Here is a 15328-nt window from a genome sequence, read left to right on the forward strand (position 1 = left end):
TCATGGGTGACCGACGGGAAGGCCGGCGGGCCGCGCCCCTACTTCAGGGCCGGGGCCGCGGAGGCGGCCGAGGGCTCCTCCGCGGGCTGACGGATCAGCGTCGACGCGAGCAGGGCGAGCACCGTGGCGACCGCCGCCAGGGCGAACGCCGTGCGGTAGCCGCCGAGCGTGCCCGCACCGGCCAGTGGGCCGACCAGCGCGATGCCGACCGAGGCGCCGATGCCGAAGCACGCGCCGTTCAGACCGGGGAGCGCGCCGGGGCTCTCCTTGGGGGACAGCACGACACCGAGGCCGTTGAGCATCGTCAGGGCCAACCCGTTGTAGAACACACCCAGGGCGCAGCAGACCGCGAGAACGACCCAGCGGTCCCCGGCGAAGACGGCGGCCACGGCCAGCGCCAGCGCCGAGGCGAGCAGTCCCGTACGCAGCATCGGCAGCCAGCCCCTGCGCGGTGCCAGCCAGCCGGCCACCGGGGCCGCCAGCAGTCCGATCGCCGCCGGGGGCGTCAGGAACAGCAGGGCGGCGAGCGTCGCCGACATGCCGAAACCGGCCTTCCCGTCCTGGCTCAGCAGGACGACCGTGAAGTTCATGGCGGCGAAGACGCCGACGAGGGTCAGCAGCGTCGTGGCCATCAGCGGCCACACCTGACGGGAGCGCAGATCACGCACCGCGATCAGCGGGGTTCGGCCGCGCTTCTCGATCTGCCAGAAGACGAAGAACAGTGCCGCCCCCACGAGGGCGAGAACGGGCGGCCACAGCGAACCCCAGCCGTGCGCGGCGCCCTGACTGATCGCCTGGTTCACGCAGACGATGGCGGCGGACAGCGAGGCCGCGCCCCACCAGTCCATCCGCCCGGCGTCCTTCGCGGGCGGGGTCCCGGGCACGGCGCGCGCCACACAGAGCAGGGCGATCAGACCGGTGACCAGGATCGTGCCGAAGATCCACCGGAAGCCGAGCCGGTCGGCGACGAAACCGCCGAGGAATCCGTCCACGCCGCCGACCCCGCCGTTGAGGGCGGTGATCACACCGAGCGCGGTACCGAAGCGCTTCGGGGACATCGATTCACGCAGCAGGAGGTACGTCAGCTGGAAGGTGGCCCCCGAAGCCCCCTGCAACACCCGTCCGAGGACGAGGAGTTCCACGTTCGGCGCGAGCATCGCCAGCACGGTGCCGGCGCACATCACGGCGAGCGAGGCCAGCAGGACCACGCGCCGGCCGAGATGGTCGCTCAGCCGGGACAGTACGACGCCCGCGACGCCACCGACGAGGAAGAAGAGGTTCTGCGAGAGCGCGACCGTACTCGCCGCCGCGTCGAGCTCGCGTGCGATCTCCGGCAGGGCGGGCGTCACCATCGACGCGTTGAGCTGGAAGGCGACGACTCCGGCGATCAGCGCGGGCATCAGGAAGCGGTGCGTACGGGACCCGGTCGCAGCGTCCCGCAGCGGGACCCGGCTCACGCGGCGGCGCTCCCGCTCGTACGGATCCGCTCCACGAGCCGTTCGGGGAAGCGGCCGTCGGTCTCCAGGACGACCCGGGCGTTGGCGTCGGCCCGCTCGGGGTACGAGAGGTACATCCCGCGGGTGTCCGCGACGAGGGCGCCGCGCGCCGGACCGTCGCCGGTCTCGACGCCGACGTGCAGCCGGGGGGCGAGCAGCGGGGTGACATGGCCGACGGCTATCGCGGCAGCCAGCGGATCGTGACAGGCCGAGCCCCGGTAGGGCAGCACGACCTCTTCGTGGAAGTCGAAGTAGACGTCGAGCACCCGGGCGGCGAAGACGCTCGCGGGGGAGCCGTGGGCGAGGAGATCCCGCTGAGTGGCGGTGGTGAGGTTCTCCCGCATGGTGACGTCGAGCGGGACGATCGTCAGGTCCCAGCCCGCGTCCAGCACGAGCGCGGCGGCCTCCGGGTCGTTCCCGATGTTGGCCTCGGCGAGGGGGGTGATGTTGCCGGGGTGGTGGACGGCGCCGCCCATCACCGTGACGTGGCGGATCATCTCGGGCAGCCGGGGCTCGCGGCGCAGGGCGAGGGCGAGGTTGGTGAGCGGGGCCGTGGCGAGCAGCGACAGTTCCCCCTCCGCCTGCCGGGCGGTCTCGATGATCAGATCGACGGCGTCCACGGTCACCGGGGAGGCGGACGGAGCGGGGAGCCGGACGTTGCCGATCCCGTTGTCGCCGTGGACGTGGGTGGCGTAGTCGGGCAACGAGCCGCGCAGCGTCCGGTCGGCTCCCGACGCCACGGGGATGTCGGTCCGCCCCACCAGTTCCAGGACCTGGAGGGTGTTGACCGCGGCCTGCCGGGCGTCGGTGTTGCCGCCGACGGTGGTGACGGCCCGCAGGTCGACATCGGGGGAGAGCGCGAGATAGAGGAGCGCGAGGGCGTCGTCGACGCCGGTGTCGCAGTCCACCAGCAGGGCTTGGCTCGTCGTCATGTCACGTCGTCCTTGAAGTGATCGGGTTGGTTCTGTCGGGGAGTCGCACGCGGGAGCGGGCTACGGGAGCGGGCTACGGGAGCGGGCTACAGAAGCGGGGTACGGGAACGGGCTACGGGAACGGGCTACGGAAGCGGTACGGGAACGGGCACGCGGGAGAGCGGGTCTCGGGCGGCGAGGAGCGGGAGGCGGGTTCCGAACGGCCCGCGCAGCACCGCGCGCCCCGGCCGCGCGGTGCCACGCACCCCGCCCCGGGCCGAGCAGCGTCGCGCACACCCCCGCCCCGGCCGCACACCCCCGCCCCGGCCGCACACCCCCGCCCGCCCCGGGCCCTCGGGCGGCTCAGTGGGCTTCGGCCGCCTCGTCGAAGCTCCGGCCCTGGGCGCCCGACCAGGTCGTCGCGCGTGCGCCCGCCGCGACGGCGGCACCGAGGGCGTCGGCCGGGGAGTCCCCGGCGGCGAGCCGGGCGGCGAGGGTGCCGGCGAAGCAGTCCCCGGCACCGGTGGTGTCGACGGCGTCCACGGCCGGCGGCACGGCCTCGTGCTCGCCCCAGCGGGCGCCCCGGGCACCGAGCGTCACACACACCGACCGGGCGCCTTCGCCGAGCGCCTCGTACTCGTGCTCGTTGACGACCGCGGGGTCGGCCAGGCGCAGCAGCTCCGGGGGCACCTCGGCGGTGGGTGAGGCGTTGAGCACGACCCGTACTCCCGCCCGGTCGGCCAGCCGGGCGGCCCGTACGACGGCGGGCATCGGGGTCTCCAGCTGGAGCAGGAGCACCTGGGCCCCCTCCAGGGCCCCGGCGGCCCGGTCGACGTCGGCCCCGGTGACGGCCCCGTTCGCGCCGGGGATCACGATGATCGTGTTCTCGCCCAGGTCGTCGACGGCGATGTGGGCCTGCCCCGTGGGTTCGCCCGGGGCGGGGACCACGCCCGCGGTGTCGATGCCGTCGGCGTCGAGCGCCGCGAGGTACCGGCGGCCTCCGTCGTCGTCGCCGACCCGGCCGACCATCCTGACCCGTGCCCCGGCGCGTGCCGCGGCCACCGCCTGGTTGGCGCCCTTGCCGCCGGGCAGCACGGTCAGGCCGCGGCCGAGCACGGTCTCGCCGGCGCCGGGATGCCGGGCCACGTGGGTCACCAGGTCGATGTTGAGTGACCCGAGCACCACCACGGTGGGCCGCTGCTCGTGCATTGTCAGACCTTTCGAGAAGGGAGAACGAGGCATTTCAGATGATTCACACGGCGAAGATGCCGACCGGCTTTCGAGTTGTCCTACATCTTGCCGGTCGACTGGAGGGACAGTAGCTCTGTGGAAGGCCCGCGACAAGGGGGGAAGGTCAACAGGGCGGGGCGGCGAGTATGCTCGGCGAGGCCGGAAGTCGTCCGACAACTGGGTGGGACGTCGACCGAGGAAAGGGGAACCGGGGTGGCTCAGGGCCGTACGCGACGCCGTCAGCCGAGGGTCGAGCTCTACGAACGGATCGTCGCCGCGATCCATGACGGCACGTATCCGTCCGGTACGAAGCTCCCCGCCGAACCCGTTCTCGCCGCCGAGCTGGGGGTCGGGCGCCCCGCGCTGCGCGAGGTCCTCATCCTGCTCCAGGAGGACGGGGTCATCACCCGCAGACACGGCGTCGGAAGCCGGGTGAACCAGCCCCCCACCACGCGTGGGATCGAGCGGCTCTCACCCGTCGAGGTGCTGCTCGGGCCCGGGACCGCGGTCTGCCGACGGCTCGCCGCCGACCTCGACGAGCCGACCGACTTCTCCGGCTTCCACCTGCGCCTCCCGCCCACCAGCCGCGCCTGGTTCTGGGAGACGCTGATCGAGATCGACGGAGTCCCGGCCGGGTTCGCGCACGAATGGGCGGCCGACGCGCCGACACTCGCCGACCTCGGCCCGGACTTCCTCGACGCGATCGGTGAACCGGCTCCGGGGACGCCGCCCACCAGCATGCTCGCACTCCTGCTCGCCACCGTCGACGACCGTACGCTCGGAGCCAGGAGCACCATGGGCGCGACGATCCTCGGCAAGGAGCGCGGCAGGGCGATGGGCCGGCCGCCGGAGACCCCGGCGATCCTGATCACCCAGGTCGTGACCGCGGACGCCCACCCGGTCCTCGCCGCGAAGTATCTGCTCCCGGCGGGCGCACCGCTGATCCATCTGACCCAGCGTCACTGACACGCCCACCGGCCCCGGTCGTACCGGAGGCGGCGGCCCCGGTCCCGGGAAGGGCGGCCGAGCCCTACCGGGCCGGGTCGTGGCGGGCGCTACCGGGCCGGTGGTACCAGGCGCTACCGGGGCCCGTCGTACCAGGCGAACGCCGAGATCCGCCAGCCATCCGGGGTGCGGACGAACTGGATCGTCTTCGTCCCGCCGCCCTCGAACGGCTCACCGTCCAGGACCCCGGACTTGCGGTACTCACCGAACCGCGACGCGATGTCGCCGGTGATGTCGGTCCGTTCGGAGGTCTCCCACTCGGAGAACTCCGCCAGCCGGCCGTCCGCCAGCAGCCGTTCGCGAGGCGCGATGAACTCCTCCACGGTGTAGGCCGTGAACTCCGGACCGGTCTTGACGATCACGCCGCCGGGAAGAACCAGCCGACGGATCCGCCCCACATCGGCGGACGTGCCGCCCCGGTTGTCGAAGGCGCCGAAGAACTCGGCTGTGACGGCGTCGAGTTCGGTCTTGGGGGTGGCGGGGGCCTTGGACGTGCTGAGGTCCTGGGACGTGCTGGAGTCCTTGGGCATGGCGGGACGGTAGCACTCGGCCGGGCACGGTCGACGCCTCGCTCACGCCTCCGCTTCGACGTACCGGAACTCCGGACCGTAGGTCGATCCGCTGTTGTCGGGCAGCGGGATCCGCATCAGCTCCTGCGCCGGTGCCTGGAGCTGGAACATCTGTCCGACCGCCTTGTTCAGCAATTGCGCGGCCGCGGCCGGCGTCTCCGCCTGCCAGGCCTGTTCGATGAACCGCAGCATCGAACTGTAGTGGTGATTGAACGTGTCGAGGAGCCGGCGCACCTCGTCGGGAACCGCCAGCGGGCCCAGAGCCCAGCCGCCCTTCGGGACCGTTCCCATGGGGAAGGCCTGCGGCATGGGGATCACGGCGCCCTGGAATTCGTATTTCTTCGGGTTCTCCGACACCTGGATCAGATGGCGACCGTGAAAGATCTCCCGGAAGGAGTAGAAGTGGGCCAGTTCTCCGGGCCCGCCGGGGAATGGGTTGTCCGGCGAGGCGGCAGTTCCCTCACCCTGCTCCTTGATCGTCGTGACGGCTTTCTCGACATCGTCGAACGAGGTGAGCGCGACGACGTCGTTCCCTTTTCCGTGGGCCGACATGTTCCTGGTGACCTGTCGAGTGCCCGTGATCAGATCCTGATGATTCCGAAATGCTTCCAGAATCGCTGTGTAGAAAGCTCCGATCGACGTATGGCTCTCCCTGGCCTCGACGATGGGCTCATCCGGCCTCTCGATCTGCGAGTACATGTCCAGCGATTGCTTGGTCAGCCCGGAGAGGGAAACGGACAGCTCGGGGCGCACGCCGCCGGGAAGCGAGCCGGGATATTTCGGCACCAGTTTCTCGTCGGCGAGACGCGGGGTTCCGCCGATGGTGGTGAGCATGTTGCAGACCAGTCCCATGTGGGACATCTCGTCGAAGACGATCTCCTGAATCGTCGCGAAGGCGTCGGCACTCTCGCCCGGATCCTTGATCGACCAGAGGCCGCACAAATAAGGCGGAAGTGTGGCGAGTTCAAGCATGATGGCCTGCTGCAACGATTCCTTGAGCCACTGCTCGTCGTGCGCCTCGGTGGGTACCTCCATGAGTTCGGCGATTCTGTTGCTTTCGTAGTTGAGAGCTGTCGTGGTCATGGCGGACCTCTCGCTGGTTGTGGATTTCTGCCCATCGTGGGCGACGTGCGCTCGGCGCATCAACGGCGCGCGGGTGCGAGCTCCCGGATTGCACCCGCACAGGCGATGCTTGACGAGATGATTGAACGTCGAATCGCCGGGTCCTGTTTCCCCGGGATCGTGACCGTGCCCGATTTCCGGCGCCCCGGGCGCCGCTGGGAGGACGTCCTATCACCGAGACATGCCGAAGGGTTGGTGGGAGACTGAGGAGGACCGATTCGGCCTCGGCCTTCAGGGGGTCCGGCACCACGCGGCGCGCGCTTCTCGACGGCGGCTTCCCTCCCGGGGAGGTGCGGAACTGCCTTCGGAGCCGTCGACGGGCGATCGCCTCCCCGGTCACGCCGGCCTCACAGACCGCCGCGTGGTCCGCGCCGAGCAGCGGCGTACTGGAGTCCTTGGCGCACCTGCACGGCAATCGGCTGCTCGGCACGCACCGCCCCTGGAACGGGTGGTGTACGGGCTCCTGGCGCGGACGGGACACGGCATCGCCCGGTGGCCGACGGCCTGATCCGCCGACGGACTGATCCGTCCGGGGGTGCGGCTCGCCGTACGCGGAGGGAGGGCGGAACTCCTGAGGCCGCGCGTCGTATCGACGAACTGCCACGACTGAACTGCCACGACCACCGAACTGCCCTGCCGAAGACCTGTCACGACCGACCGAACCGCCACGCCGAAGACCTGTCACGACTGAGCGAACTGCCCACGACCGGGAGGTCCCCATGGACCCGCTGGAACTGAACGCCGCCGCAACGCCGACGCAGCTCGGCGGCTACCTGAGTGACCTGCCGCAGCCACCGACGGTCCACCACCACGGCCCCGCCAGGAACGTCCGTACGGACCTGTATCAGGGGCATCGGATCGTCGTCACCACCACGTACGAGATCACCGTGGACGGGATGCCCGTCCCGGCGCATGTCGGTGTGGACAACAACGGCCGCGTGCACTGCCACGCGCTGCCGGCCTACCACTTCCTCTCCGCCGTCGACACGGTCCGGACCCTGATCGACAACTATCCCGACGAATACCCGGCACCGCCCGATTCCCCGGGGAATCGGCCACCCGCCGGCGACGGGGGGCACCACCACGGAGGCGGTTGAGATGGCGGTCGTACGCAGGAACATCCTCACCGACACGGCCGTGCGGGACGCCTACCTCGACGGCGTCAACCTGCTCAAGCGTGAGCACTCCACATTCACCACCGCCGATCTCGGCATCGACGGCAACCCGGCCCCGGTACGCACCTACGACCTGTTCGTGATCTGGCACGTCCGGGCCATGCGCACGGCCGTCCCTCCGGCGGGCGACGCCAACGTACGCAACGCCGCGCACATGGGCCCGATCTTCCTCCCCTGGCACCGGGTGATGCTCGGGCTGCTGGAGGCCAACATCCAGCGGATCCTGGGCGATCCGAGCTTCGGACTGCCCTACTGGGACTGGTCGGCGGACGGCGCACTGGACCGGCCCGAGAACGCCGCGCTCTGGCAGCCCGACTGCCTGGGCGGAACCGGAATGCCGGTCACCGACGGTCCGTTCGCCTTCCGGCCGGCCGACCCGGACAGCTTCCGCGTCCGGATCGCCACCAGCCAGAACCTGGCACTCATCCAGACCGACCGGGGCCTGAGACGGGCGCTCGGCGACAGTACGGCTTCGCTGCCCACGGTCGACGACGTGGCGATGGCCTTCAACACGACGCCACCGGTGGGCGACCCGAATCTGGCCTCCTACGACTTCGACCCGTGGGATGCCACCTCGGTGGGCTTCCGCAACTGCCTGGAAGGATTCGAGCCCTACGGCCTGCACAACGAGGTGCACGTGTGGATCGGCCGGGACATGGGCCTCGCTTCCTCCCCCAATGACCCGGTGTTCTTCCTGCACCACTGCAACGTGGACAGGATCTGGGAGGGATGGATGGGCCGCAACGGGCGGAACTACCTGCCCGACATGTCCGCGCCGCCCACCCTGGAGGGTCATCGCATCGACGATCCGATCATTTCCCCGCTCGGTGCGGGGGCGACCCCCAGGGCTGTCCTGGACCCGACGAGCATATACACGTACGACGTCGTGCCCTGAGCGCGGATGATTCGGCACCCGGGGTCAGGATTCATGAGGCACGGCCTCCGTACTGCCTCCCGGTGCGAACCGGGAAAACGCTCCGCGTGCGCTGTTCGCATGAAAAGAGGAAAGGGTTCGCACGTTCGGAGTCCGTATAGCTGTGCGGAATGGCGGGAGGCCGCACAGTGGGCAGGGCCGGAAGGAAACGGGACCCGGATTCACCGTGCGGGCCCGGGGCCGATACCGGTGACCCGGAGACAGGCGGTCAGCCGATTTTGGGGAGTGTGACATGGCTGCCCTTCAGCTGACGGTCGTGGTGCCCTGCTTCAACGAGGCCGAAGCGATCGAGACCTTTCACGCCGCGTTGCTCGCCGCGCTCGATCCCCTGGGCGGCAACCTGGAAATCTGCTATGTGGACGACGGCAGTACCGACGGGACACGGCTGCTGCTGGGTGGCCTCGCGGCACTCGACACGCGTGTCCGGTACACCGCCTTCAGCCGGAATTTCGGCAAGGAGGCAGCCATGCTCGCCGGGCTCCGAATGTCCAGGGGCTCCGCGGTCGTCCTGATGGACGCCGACCTCCAGCATCCGCCCGAACTCATTCCCCGCATGCTGGAACTGCACCGGCACGGCTACGACCAGGTGATTCCCCGGCGTGACCGGACCGGCGAGGGGGTGCTGCGCAACGCGCTCAGCCACACCTACTACGCGCTGGTCCGCCACTGCATGGACGTGGAGGTCATCGACGGCTCCGGAGACTTCCGACTGCTGTCACGACGGGCGGTGAACAGTGTGCTGTCGCTCCCGGAGAGCAATCGGTTCTCGAAGGGGATCTTCTCCTGGATCGGCTTCGAAACGGTCAGCTTCCGGTACCGGAACCGGGAGCGCGCGGCCGGGCAGTCGAAATGGGGAAGCAGAAGACTGCTGAACTACGGAATCGACGGACTGCTGTCCTTCAACAACCGTCCACTGCGCCTGGCCATCTACACCGGATTCTGGGTCTTCGTCTCGGCGCTCGTCTATGCCTTGTGGACCGTTGTGAATGTGCTGCTGAACGGCGCGGAGACCCCCGGTTACGCCACTCTCCTCACCGCGGTCGTGGCGCTCAGCGGAATTCAGCTGGTCACGCTCGGAGTCATCGGGGAATACGTCGGGCGCATCTACCACGAGGCGAAACACCGCCCGCCCTATGTCGTACGGGAGACCGACGAAACATGTCCTTCGCTGCCGGGAGAGCCAGAACCGGTCGCCACGGGCGAGCTGAGCGACATCGCGGCCGACCGGTCGCGCACGATACGGCAGTTCGCCTCCTTCGTACTGATCGGCTGCGTGAACACGGCGGTGTATCTGGCCGTCTATTACGTGCTGAACCAATGGATGCCGTATCTGGCCGCCCATGCGGTGGGATTCACGGTCAGCTTCGTCGGCTCATTCCTGCTCAACTCCTACATCACGGTCGGGACGAAGCCCACCTGGCGGGGGTTCGTGCGGTATCCCCTGTCGAGCGTCATCAACCTCGTGGTGTCGGGCGCTCTGCTGCATCTGGCGGTCAGCGGTCTGGGCGTGGACAAGAACCTCGCCGCCCTGGCCGCCGGCGTACTCGTCACCCCGTTCTCCTTCCTGCTGGCCCGGTGGGCGATCACCTCGGGCCGGGGCGCTCCCGCACCGCCCGACCGGCCCGACGACAACCGGGCCGAGCCGTCGGTGATCAAGTCGGACAGCCACTGACGGCACCCGGTCTTCTCCGGAGAGGAAAGGCACCCGCACATGGTTGGCAGCGTCCCGGGAACCGCCGTTCCGGAACAGCCGGACGAAAAGGGACGGTCCGACGGGAAGGGACCGCCCGGCGGGAAGAGACGGTCCGACAGGAGGACGCAGCAGGCCGGGAAGGGCGCGCCGTCGGACGAACGGGCCCGGCGATCGGGGACGCGGCCCCGGGCGGATCTCTGGGTACCGGCCCTCGCGCTCGTACCGCTCGGTCTGCTCGCCGCCGCATCCTGGTCCGGGCGCTGGGTCCGCCCCGGCGCCGACGACTGGTGCTTCCTGCCGGTCGTACGGGACGAGGGCGTCTCCGGCATCGTCGGCAAGTTCTACCTCGACGACAACGGACGGATCGCGAACGGGCTGCTGGTCGGCGCCTACGCGAAGTTCGGCGTCGCCGGGCACCAGTGGTACGCCCTGGCCGGCGGCGTACTGATGCTGGGCATTCTGTGGGCGGTGGCCGCCGCGGCGCTGCGCAGAGCGGGACTGACCGTGCCCCGCGGTACAGCGCTCCTGATCGCGTCCATGGTCACCGCGCTCTTCCTGTTCGTGACGACCAACACCTACAAGACGTTCTACTGGCCCGCCGCCTCGGTGTCGCACACCCTGCCCCCCGTGCTCGCCTGCGCCGCGACGATTCCGCTCCTGCGGGCCCGCTCACGCACGGGCAGGACCATGGCCCTGGCCTGCGTCACGCTCATGGGCCTGGTCATCGGCACCCTGTCGGAGGAGACCACGGTCGTCGTCGCGGTCGTTCTGTTCGCCGGTCTGCTGATCGGCCACCGGATCCTCCCCGCACACGCCCGGACCTACGGGTGGGCGTGGTGCGCGGCGGGCATCGCGGGGACGGGCATCGGGGCCCTGATCCTGCTCACCTCACCGGGCTCCCGGGCCCGGCGCGAGCGGTACGGCGCGCAGAACGCGGACCTGCTCGCCCCCGAATCGCTCATCGCGTCGCTGCGCGGGTTCGGCGAGATCGTCGTCACGGTGGCCACGACGTGGCAGTACGTCGGGGCGGTCGCGGCGGGACTCCTGCTGGGCCTGGTCGCCCGGCGTGCGGACGGCGCCCCGCCCCGCCCGCCCGCGCACTGGCCCCTGCTCGCCGTCACCGGCACGCTCGCGCTGCTCGTGTCCGGATACCTCTGTACCGTCATCACCTACCCGGCGTTCGGTGAGCGCGTCGCGACCGCCAATCGGCTCTGGAACGACTACCTGTTGCTGTACGTCGCGCTGCTCGTCGGCGCGGGCCTGCTCCTCGGGCAGGCCGCGCGGCGGCCCGTCCGGCACACGGGCCCGGCCAAGGCCGTCTGCGCCGTGCTCTGCGTCCTGGTGTGCGTCGGCCCGGCCGTCTCGCTCATGCGCCTCGACACCCATATGCGGGCACGGGCCCAGCGGTGGGACCACCAGGACCGATGGCTGCGGGAACGGGCGGCGGCCGGCGCCGAGGTCCTCCCGTACAAGGCGGTCACGGTCAGCGGGATGCTGGAGCCGTTCGGCCGGCAGGGACGTGACACCTGGCCGGCCGGTTGCGTGGCCGACTACTACCGCCTCGAACGCGTCACCTACTCGACCGAGCTTCCCTGATCCGTTCCGTAGGGCCACGATGCCGATGCCACAGCAGCGCGGCGGTGAAGTGACCGTGCTGTACGGGCCCGGCGGATTCGAGCCGAACCAGCCGGGCGAGCGGCGACCCTACCCCTGGCACCTGGCCCTGGACGCGGTGACGACGGTCATCGGAGCCTGAAGCCGCACCCTGCCCCTGCACCACGGCGGGGCGTTCGCCCCTTCCTGGACCGACCTCGTCGCGTACAGCACCGCGAAGAACAAACAAGACCGCACCCGGACCGTCACGGGACGCCGTGCTCGGCGGCCTGCGGACCGGGTGCGGCAGCTAGGCGATGCGACCCGCGAAAGCGCAGGTCAAAGGGCCCAGGCAAAGATCAAGCCTGCTTGGTCTCCCAGAAGATCTTGTCGATCTGGGCGATCAGGTCCAGAGCCTTCTGGCCGGTCGCCGGGTCGTTCGAGCCCTTGGCCGCGGAGAGCGCCTTCAGGGTGTCGTTGACCAGCTGGTGCAGCTCCGGGTACTTCTCGAAGTGCGGGGGCTTGAAGTAGTCGCTCCAGAGCACCGAGACGTGGTGCTTCGCGAGCTCCGCGCGCTGTTCCTTGATCAGGACGGCGCGGGTGCGGAAGTCCGCGTCCTCGTTGGCCTGGTACTTCTCCTGAACGGCCTTGACAGACTCCGCCTCGATGCGGGCCTGGGCCGGGTCGTACACACCGCAGGGCAGGTCGCAGTGGGCGCTGACCTTCACCTTGGGGGCAAACAGGCGGGAAAGCATGGGGCTGTCCTCCTCGTGATCGTCTTCTCAGGTGGGACATTACTCCGTGAGCGACCGGATTCAGCGGCTGCCCCATGGGCTTAGGCCAAAAGTCCAGGGTGCGTATCAGACCGGTGGCCGAATGTACGTAGCGGTACGCGGGAGGGTGTACTGGAGGACGGACCGGGGAGGTACCGGAGATGCAGGAGCTGACAGAGGAGCCCTGGCGCGGGCGCGCCGCGCGGGTGCCGTTCCAGGTCGTGGAGGTGACGGGGCCGTCGATGGTGCCCACGCTCTACCACGGTGATCTGCTGCTCGTGAGGTACGGGGCGCCGGTGCGGCCGGGGGACGTGGTGATCCTGCGCCATCCGTTCCAGCAGGATCTGCTGGTGGTGAAGCGGGCCGTCGAGCGCCGGGCGGGCGGCTGGTGGGTGCGGGGCGACAACACGTTCGCGGGCGGGGACAGCACGGACTACGGGACCGTGCCCGAGGAGCTCGTGCTGGCCCGGGTCCAGGTCCGCTACCGGCCGTTGAAGAAGGGTCAGCGGTCCGTGCTCGGCGTGCTCGGCTGGGCCTTCTCCGCGCTGCGGCCGGTCTCGGCGGCGCGCTCCGCCTCCAGGCGCTTGCGGGCCCGGTAGGCGGCGACGTTCGCCCGGGTCGCGCAGCGGTCCGAGCAGTAGCGCCGGGACCGGTTGGTCGAGGTGTCGAGGTACGCGTTGCGGCAGGGCGCGGCCTCGCACAGGCCGAGCCGGTCCACCCCGTGCGAGGTGAGGTGGAAGGCGAGGCCCATCGCCGCGATGGCGGCGTACCCGGCGGTCGCGTTCGAGGGGTGGTCGGCCAGATGCATGTGCCAGTCCGGCTTGCCGTCCTCGTCCCGGGTGTCATGGCCGGAGATCTGCGGGCTCACGGGGAACTCCAGCAGCAGGGAGTTGAGCAGGTCGACCGCGAGCGTCTCGTCGTCGAGGTCGGCCGCCTCGAAGACCGCACGCAGCCGTCCCCGTACGGACCGGAAGCGGGTCACATCCGCGTCGGTCGCACGGCGGGCCGCCTGGCCGTTGGCGCCGAACAGGTCCCGGACGGCTTCGACCGTGGTGAGGATGTCCTTGTTACGGGCCGGCTCCTCGGTGTTGACCAGGCGCACGGCATAGTCCGAGTAATAGGCCAGTTCCACTTGTAGTCCTTACGGTGTCGGTCTAAAGTCGATGCGTCGACCAGTGTAATGGGCGTTATTGGCAATTGAGTATTACGTGGAGGATGACGTGACGGAGACGGCGGCGGGCAGCGACTGGCAGTCCTGGCAGGAGAGCTGGGACCGGCAGCAGGAGTGGTACATGCCGGACCGCGAGGAGCGGTTCCGGGTGATGCTGGACATGGTCGAGGCCGTGGTGGGGCCGGAGCCCACGGTGCTCGACCTCGCGTGCGGTACGGGAAGTATTACGGACCGGCTCCTCCGCCGGTTCCCGAAGGCCACGAGCACGGGCGTCGACCTCGACCCCGCGCTGCTCGCCATCGCCCGCGGCACCTTCGACGGCGACGACCGGGTCACCTTCGTCACCGCCGATCTCAAGGACCCCGGCTGGACCGGGCTGCTGCCGCACGACTCCTACGATGCCGTGCTCACCGCCACCGCTCTGCACTGGCTGCACAGCGAGCCGCTCACCGCACTGTACGGGCAGATCGGCCAACTCGTGCGGGACGGCGGCGTGTTCATGAACGCCGACCACATGATCGACACCGACACCCCCCGTATCAACGCCGCCGAACGCGCCCACCGGCACGCCGCCATGGACCGCGCCAAGGCCGCGGGCGCCCTCGACTGGGCCGACTGGTGGGCCCTCGCCGCCAAGGACCCGGCCCTCGCCGCTCCCACCGCCGAGCGGTACAGGATCTACGGCGAGCACGCCGACGGCGACATGCCCTCCGCGCGGTGGCACACCCGTACGCTGCGCGCGGCCGGGTTCGGCGAGGCGCGCCCCGTCTGGGCCTCGCCCTCGGACACCCTGGTGCTCGCGGTGAAGTGACCCCGCGTCGGGCCGGAACGGGACAGGGGAAGGAAACGGGGAAGGGCGGTACGGGCTGATGCCCGTACCGCCCTTCCCCGTACGCGTGCCCCTACAGCACCTTCGACAGGAACGACTTCGTCCGGTCGTGCTGAGGGTTCGTCAGTACGTCGCGCGGGTGACCCGCTTCGACCACCACGCCGTCGTCCATGAAGACCAGCGCGTCGCCCACCTCACGGGCGAAGCCCATCTCATGGGTGACGACGATCATCGTCATGCCGTCCTCGGCCAGCCCGCGCATGACGTCCAGGACGTCCCCGACCAGCTCCGGGTCGAGCGCGGAGGTCGGCTCGTCGAAGAGCATCAGCTTCGGCTCCATGGCCAGCGCACGGGCGATGGCCACCCGCTGCTGCTGACCGCCGGAGAGCTGTGACGGGTAGTTCTTCGCCTTGTCGGCGAGCCCGACCCGGTCCAGCAGCCGTTCGGCGCGCGCGTGCGCGACGGCCCGTGTCTCACCCTTGACCTGGACCGGGGCCTCCATGACGTTCTCGATGGCCGTCATGTGCGGGAACAGGTTGAAGCGCTGGAAGACCATGCCGATGTCCCGGCGCTTGCGGGCGACCTCGCTGTCCTTGAGCTCGTAGAGCCTGTCGCCCTTCTGGCGGTAGCCGACCAGTTCGCCGTCGACCGAGAGCCGGCCCGCGCTGATCTTCTCCAGGTGGTTGATGCACCGCAGGAAGGTCGACTTGCCGGAACCGGACGGGCCGATCAGGCAGAAGACCTCACGCGGGGCGACCTCCAGGTCGATGCCCTTGAGGATGTGCGCGGAGCCGAAGGACTTGTGGACTCCCTCGGCCTTCACCATG

Annotated in this window: 16 protein-coding genes; 8 read left to right on the forward strand and 8 right to left on the reverse strand. The window is 70.0% G+C overall.

The features are described 5' to 3' along the window. Positions 1–38 precede the first annotated feature (38 nt). From OHA98_RS07920 to OHA98_RS07930, 3 genes are all read right to left on the reverse strand, one after another. On the reverse strand, positions 39–1457 hold the full coding sequence (locus OHA98_RS07920) for an MFS transporter (RefSeq protein WP_266923730.1): 1419 nt from the start codon (positions 1455–1457) through the stop codon (positions 39–41). Then, complete coding sequence (locus OHA98_RS07925) at positions 1454–2428, reverse strand: nucleoside hydrolase (RefSeq protein WP_266923732.1); 975 nt, start codon at positions 2426–2428, stop codon at positions 1454–1456. The genes OHA98_RS07920 and OHA98_RS07925 overlap by 4 nt, the downstream gene beginning before the upstream one ends. Positions 2429–2770: 342 nt before the next feature. Continuing rightward, positions 2771–3616 (reverse strand): ribokinase, encoded by an 846-nt coding sequence (locus OHA98_RS07930; RefSeq protein ID WP_266923733.1) that lies wholly within the window; start codon positions 3614–3616, stop codon positions 2771–2773. Between the two features lie 234 nt (positions 3617–3850). Here OHA98_RS07930 and OHA98_RS07935 point away from each other — a divergent pair, with 234 nt between their 5' ends. Further along, complete coding sequence (locus tag OHA98_RS07935; RefSeq protein ID WP_266923735.1) at positions 3851–4603, forward strand: GntR family transcriptional regulator; 753 nt, start codon at positions 3851–3853, stop codon at positions 4601–4603. A 113-nt stretch (positions 4604–4716) separates the two neighbouring features. Here the strand turns inward: OHA98_RS07935 and OHA98_RS07940 are convergent, their stop codons facing one another. Continuing rightward, a complete protein-coding gene (locus tag OHA98_RS07940) occupies positions 4717–5172 on the reverse strand; it encodes a DUF4440 domain-containing protein (RefSeq protein WP_266923737.1) in 456 nt (151 codons plus the stop codon). A gap of 42 nt (positions 5173–5214) precedes the next feature. Continuing rightward, entirely contained in the window at positions 5215–6294 is a 1080-nt protein-coding gene (locus tag OHA98_RS07945; RefSeq protein ID WP_266923739.1) for a ferritin-like protein, read from the reverse strand. A gap of 758 nt (positions 6295–7052) precedes the next feature. On the opposite strand from OHA98_RS07945, the gene OHA98_RS07950 reads away from it, so the two are divergent. The 5 genes from OHA98_RS07950 (at position 7053) to OHA98_RS07970 (ending at position 11891) form a co-directional block, all read left to right on the forward strand. After that, positions 7053–7430, forward strand: a complete 378-nt coding sequence (locus OHA98_RS07950; protein ID WP_266923741.1) for a hypothetical protein — start codon at positions 7053–7055, stop codon at positions 7428–7430. Between the two features lies 1 nt (position 7431). Further along, entirely contained in the window at positions 7432–8403 is a 972-nt protein-coding gene (locus tag OHA98_RS07955) for a tyrosinase family protein (RefSeq protein WP_266923743.1), read from the forward strand. A gap of 271 nt (positions 8404–8674) precedes the next feature. Beyond that, positions 8675–10114 (forward strand): glycosyltransferase, encoded by a 1440-nt coding sequence (locus OHA98_RS07960; RefSeq protein WP_266923745.1) that lies wholly within the window; start codon positions 8675–8677, stop codon positions 10112–10114. Between the two features lie 39 nt (positions 10115–10153). Further along, complete coding sequence (locus OHA98_RS07965) at positions 10154–11731, forward strand: DUF6056 family protein (RefSeq protein WP_266923747.1); 1578 nt, start codon at positions 10154–10156, stop codon at positions 11729–11731. A gap of 25 nt (positions 11732–11756) precedes the next feature. Then, entirely contained in the window at positions 11757–11891 is a 135-nt protein-coding gene (locus tag OHA98_RS07970; protein ID WP_266923749.1) for a hypothetical protein, read from the forward strand. Between the two features lie 196 nt (positions 11892–12087). Here the strand turns inward: OHA98_RS07970 and sodN are convergent, their stop codons facing one another. Beyond that, on the reverse strand, positions 12088–12483 hold the full coding sequence (gene sodN / locus OHA98_RS07975; RefSeq protein ID WP_150487741.1) for a superoxide dismutase, Ni: 396 nt from the start codon (positions 12481–12483) through the stop codon (positions 12088–12090). A 179-nt stretch (positions 12484–12662) separates the two neighbouring features. Between sodN and sodX the strand changes: the two genes are divergently transcribed. Beyond that, a complete protein-coding gene (gene sodX, locus OHA98_RS07980) occupies positions 12663–13100 on the forward strand; it encodes a nickel-type superoxide dismutase maturation protease (RefSeq protein WP_266923753.1) in 438 nt (145 codons plus the stop codon). On the opposite strand, the gene OHA98_RS07985 is transcribed toward sodX, so the two are convergent. Then, the gene (locus OHA98_RS07985; RefSeq protein ID WP_266923754.1) at positions 13004–13633 is read right to left on the reverse strand and encodes a CGNR zinc finger domain-containing protein; all 630 of its coding nucleotides are present in this window, start codon (positions 13631–13633) and stop codon (positions 13004–13006) included. The two genes, sodX and OHA98_RS07985, sit on opposite strands and share 97 nt — an antisense overlap. A gap of 88 nt (positions 13634–13721) precedes the next feature. On the opposite strand from OHA98_RS07985, the gene OHA98_RS07990 reads away from it, so the two are divergent. Then, positions 13722–14483, forward strand: coding sequence for a trans-aconitate 2-methyltransferase (locus OHA98_RS07990; protein ID WP_266923756.1), 762 nt, complete (start codon positions 13722–13724; stop codon positions 14481–14483). A gap of 91 nt (positions 14484–14574) precedes the next feature. Here the strand turns inward: OHA98_RS07990 and OHA98_RS07995 are convergent, their stop codons facing one another. Beyond that, complete coding sequence (locus OHA98_RS07995) at positions 14575–15327, reverse strand: amino acid ABC transporter ATP-binding protein (protein WP_266927793.1); 753 nt, start codon at positions 15325–15327, stop codon at positions 14575–14577. Position 15328: the final 1 nt, after the last annotated feature.

This window comes from Streptomyces sp. NBC_00654, from assembly GCF_026341775.1.
Classification (GTDB): domain Bacteria; phylum Actinomycetota; class Actinomycetes; order Streptomycetales; family Streptomycetaceae; genus Streptomyces.

Excerpts from the sequence above, each read along its gene's own strand:
- OHA98_RS07925 (WP_266923732.1), bottom strand. The coding sequence starts at position 2,428 with ATGACGACGAGCCAAGCCCTGCTGGTGGACTGCGACACCGGCGTCGAC.
- OHA98_RS07930 (WP_266923733.1), bottom strand. The coding sequence starts at position 3,616 with ATGCACGAGCAGCGGCCCACCGTGGTGGTGCTCGGGTCACTCAACATC.
- OHA98_RS07940 (WP_266923737.1), bottom strand. The coding sequence starts at position 5,172 with ATGCCCAAGGACTCCAGCACGTCCCAGGACCTCAGCACGTCCAAGGCC.
- OHA98_RS07945 (WP_266923739.1), bottom strand. The coding sequence starts at position 6,294 with ATGACCACGACAGCTCTCAACTACGAAAGCAACAGAATCGCCGAACTC.
- OHA98_RS07950 (WP_266923741.1), top strand. The coding sequence starts at position 7,053 with ATGGACCCGCTGGAACTGAACGCCGCCGCAACGCCGACGCAGCTCGGC.
- OHA98_RS07955 (WP_266923743.1), top strand. The coding sequence starts at position 7,432 with ATGGCGGTCGTACGCAGGAACATCCTCACCGACACGGCCGTGCGGGAC.
- OHA98_RS07960 (WP_266923745.1), top strand. The coding sequence starts at position 8,675 with ATGGCTGCCCTTCAGCTGACGGTCGTGGTGCCCTGCTTCAACGAGGCC.
- OHA98_RS07965 (WP_266923747.1), top strand. The coding sequence starts at position 10,154 with ATGGTTGGCAGCGTCCCGGGAACCGCCGTTCCGGAACAGCCGGACGAA.
- OHA98_RS07970 (WP_266923749.1), top strand. The coding sequence starts at position 11,757 with ATGCCACAGCAGCGCGGCGGTGAAGTGACCGTGCTGTACGGGCCCGGC.
- sodN (WP_150487741.1), bottom strand. The coding sequence starts at position 12,483 with ATGCTTTCCCGCCTGTTTGCCCCCAAGGTGAAGGTCAGCGCCCACTGC.
- sodX (WP_266923753.1), top strand. The coding sequence starts at position 12,663 with ATGCAGGAGCTGACAGAGGAGCCCTGGCGCGGGCGCGCCGCGCGGGTG.
- OHA98_RS07995 (WP_266927793.1), bottom strand. The coding sequence starts at position 15,327 with ATGGTGAAGGCCGAGGGAGTCCACAAGTCCTTCGGCTCCGCGCACATC.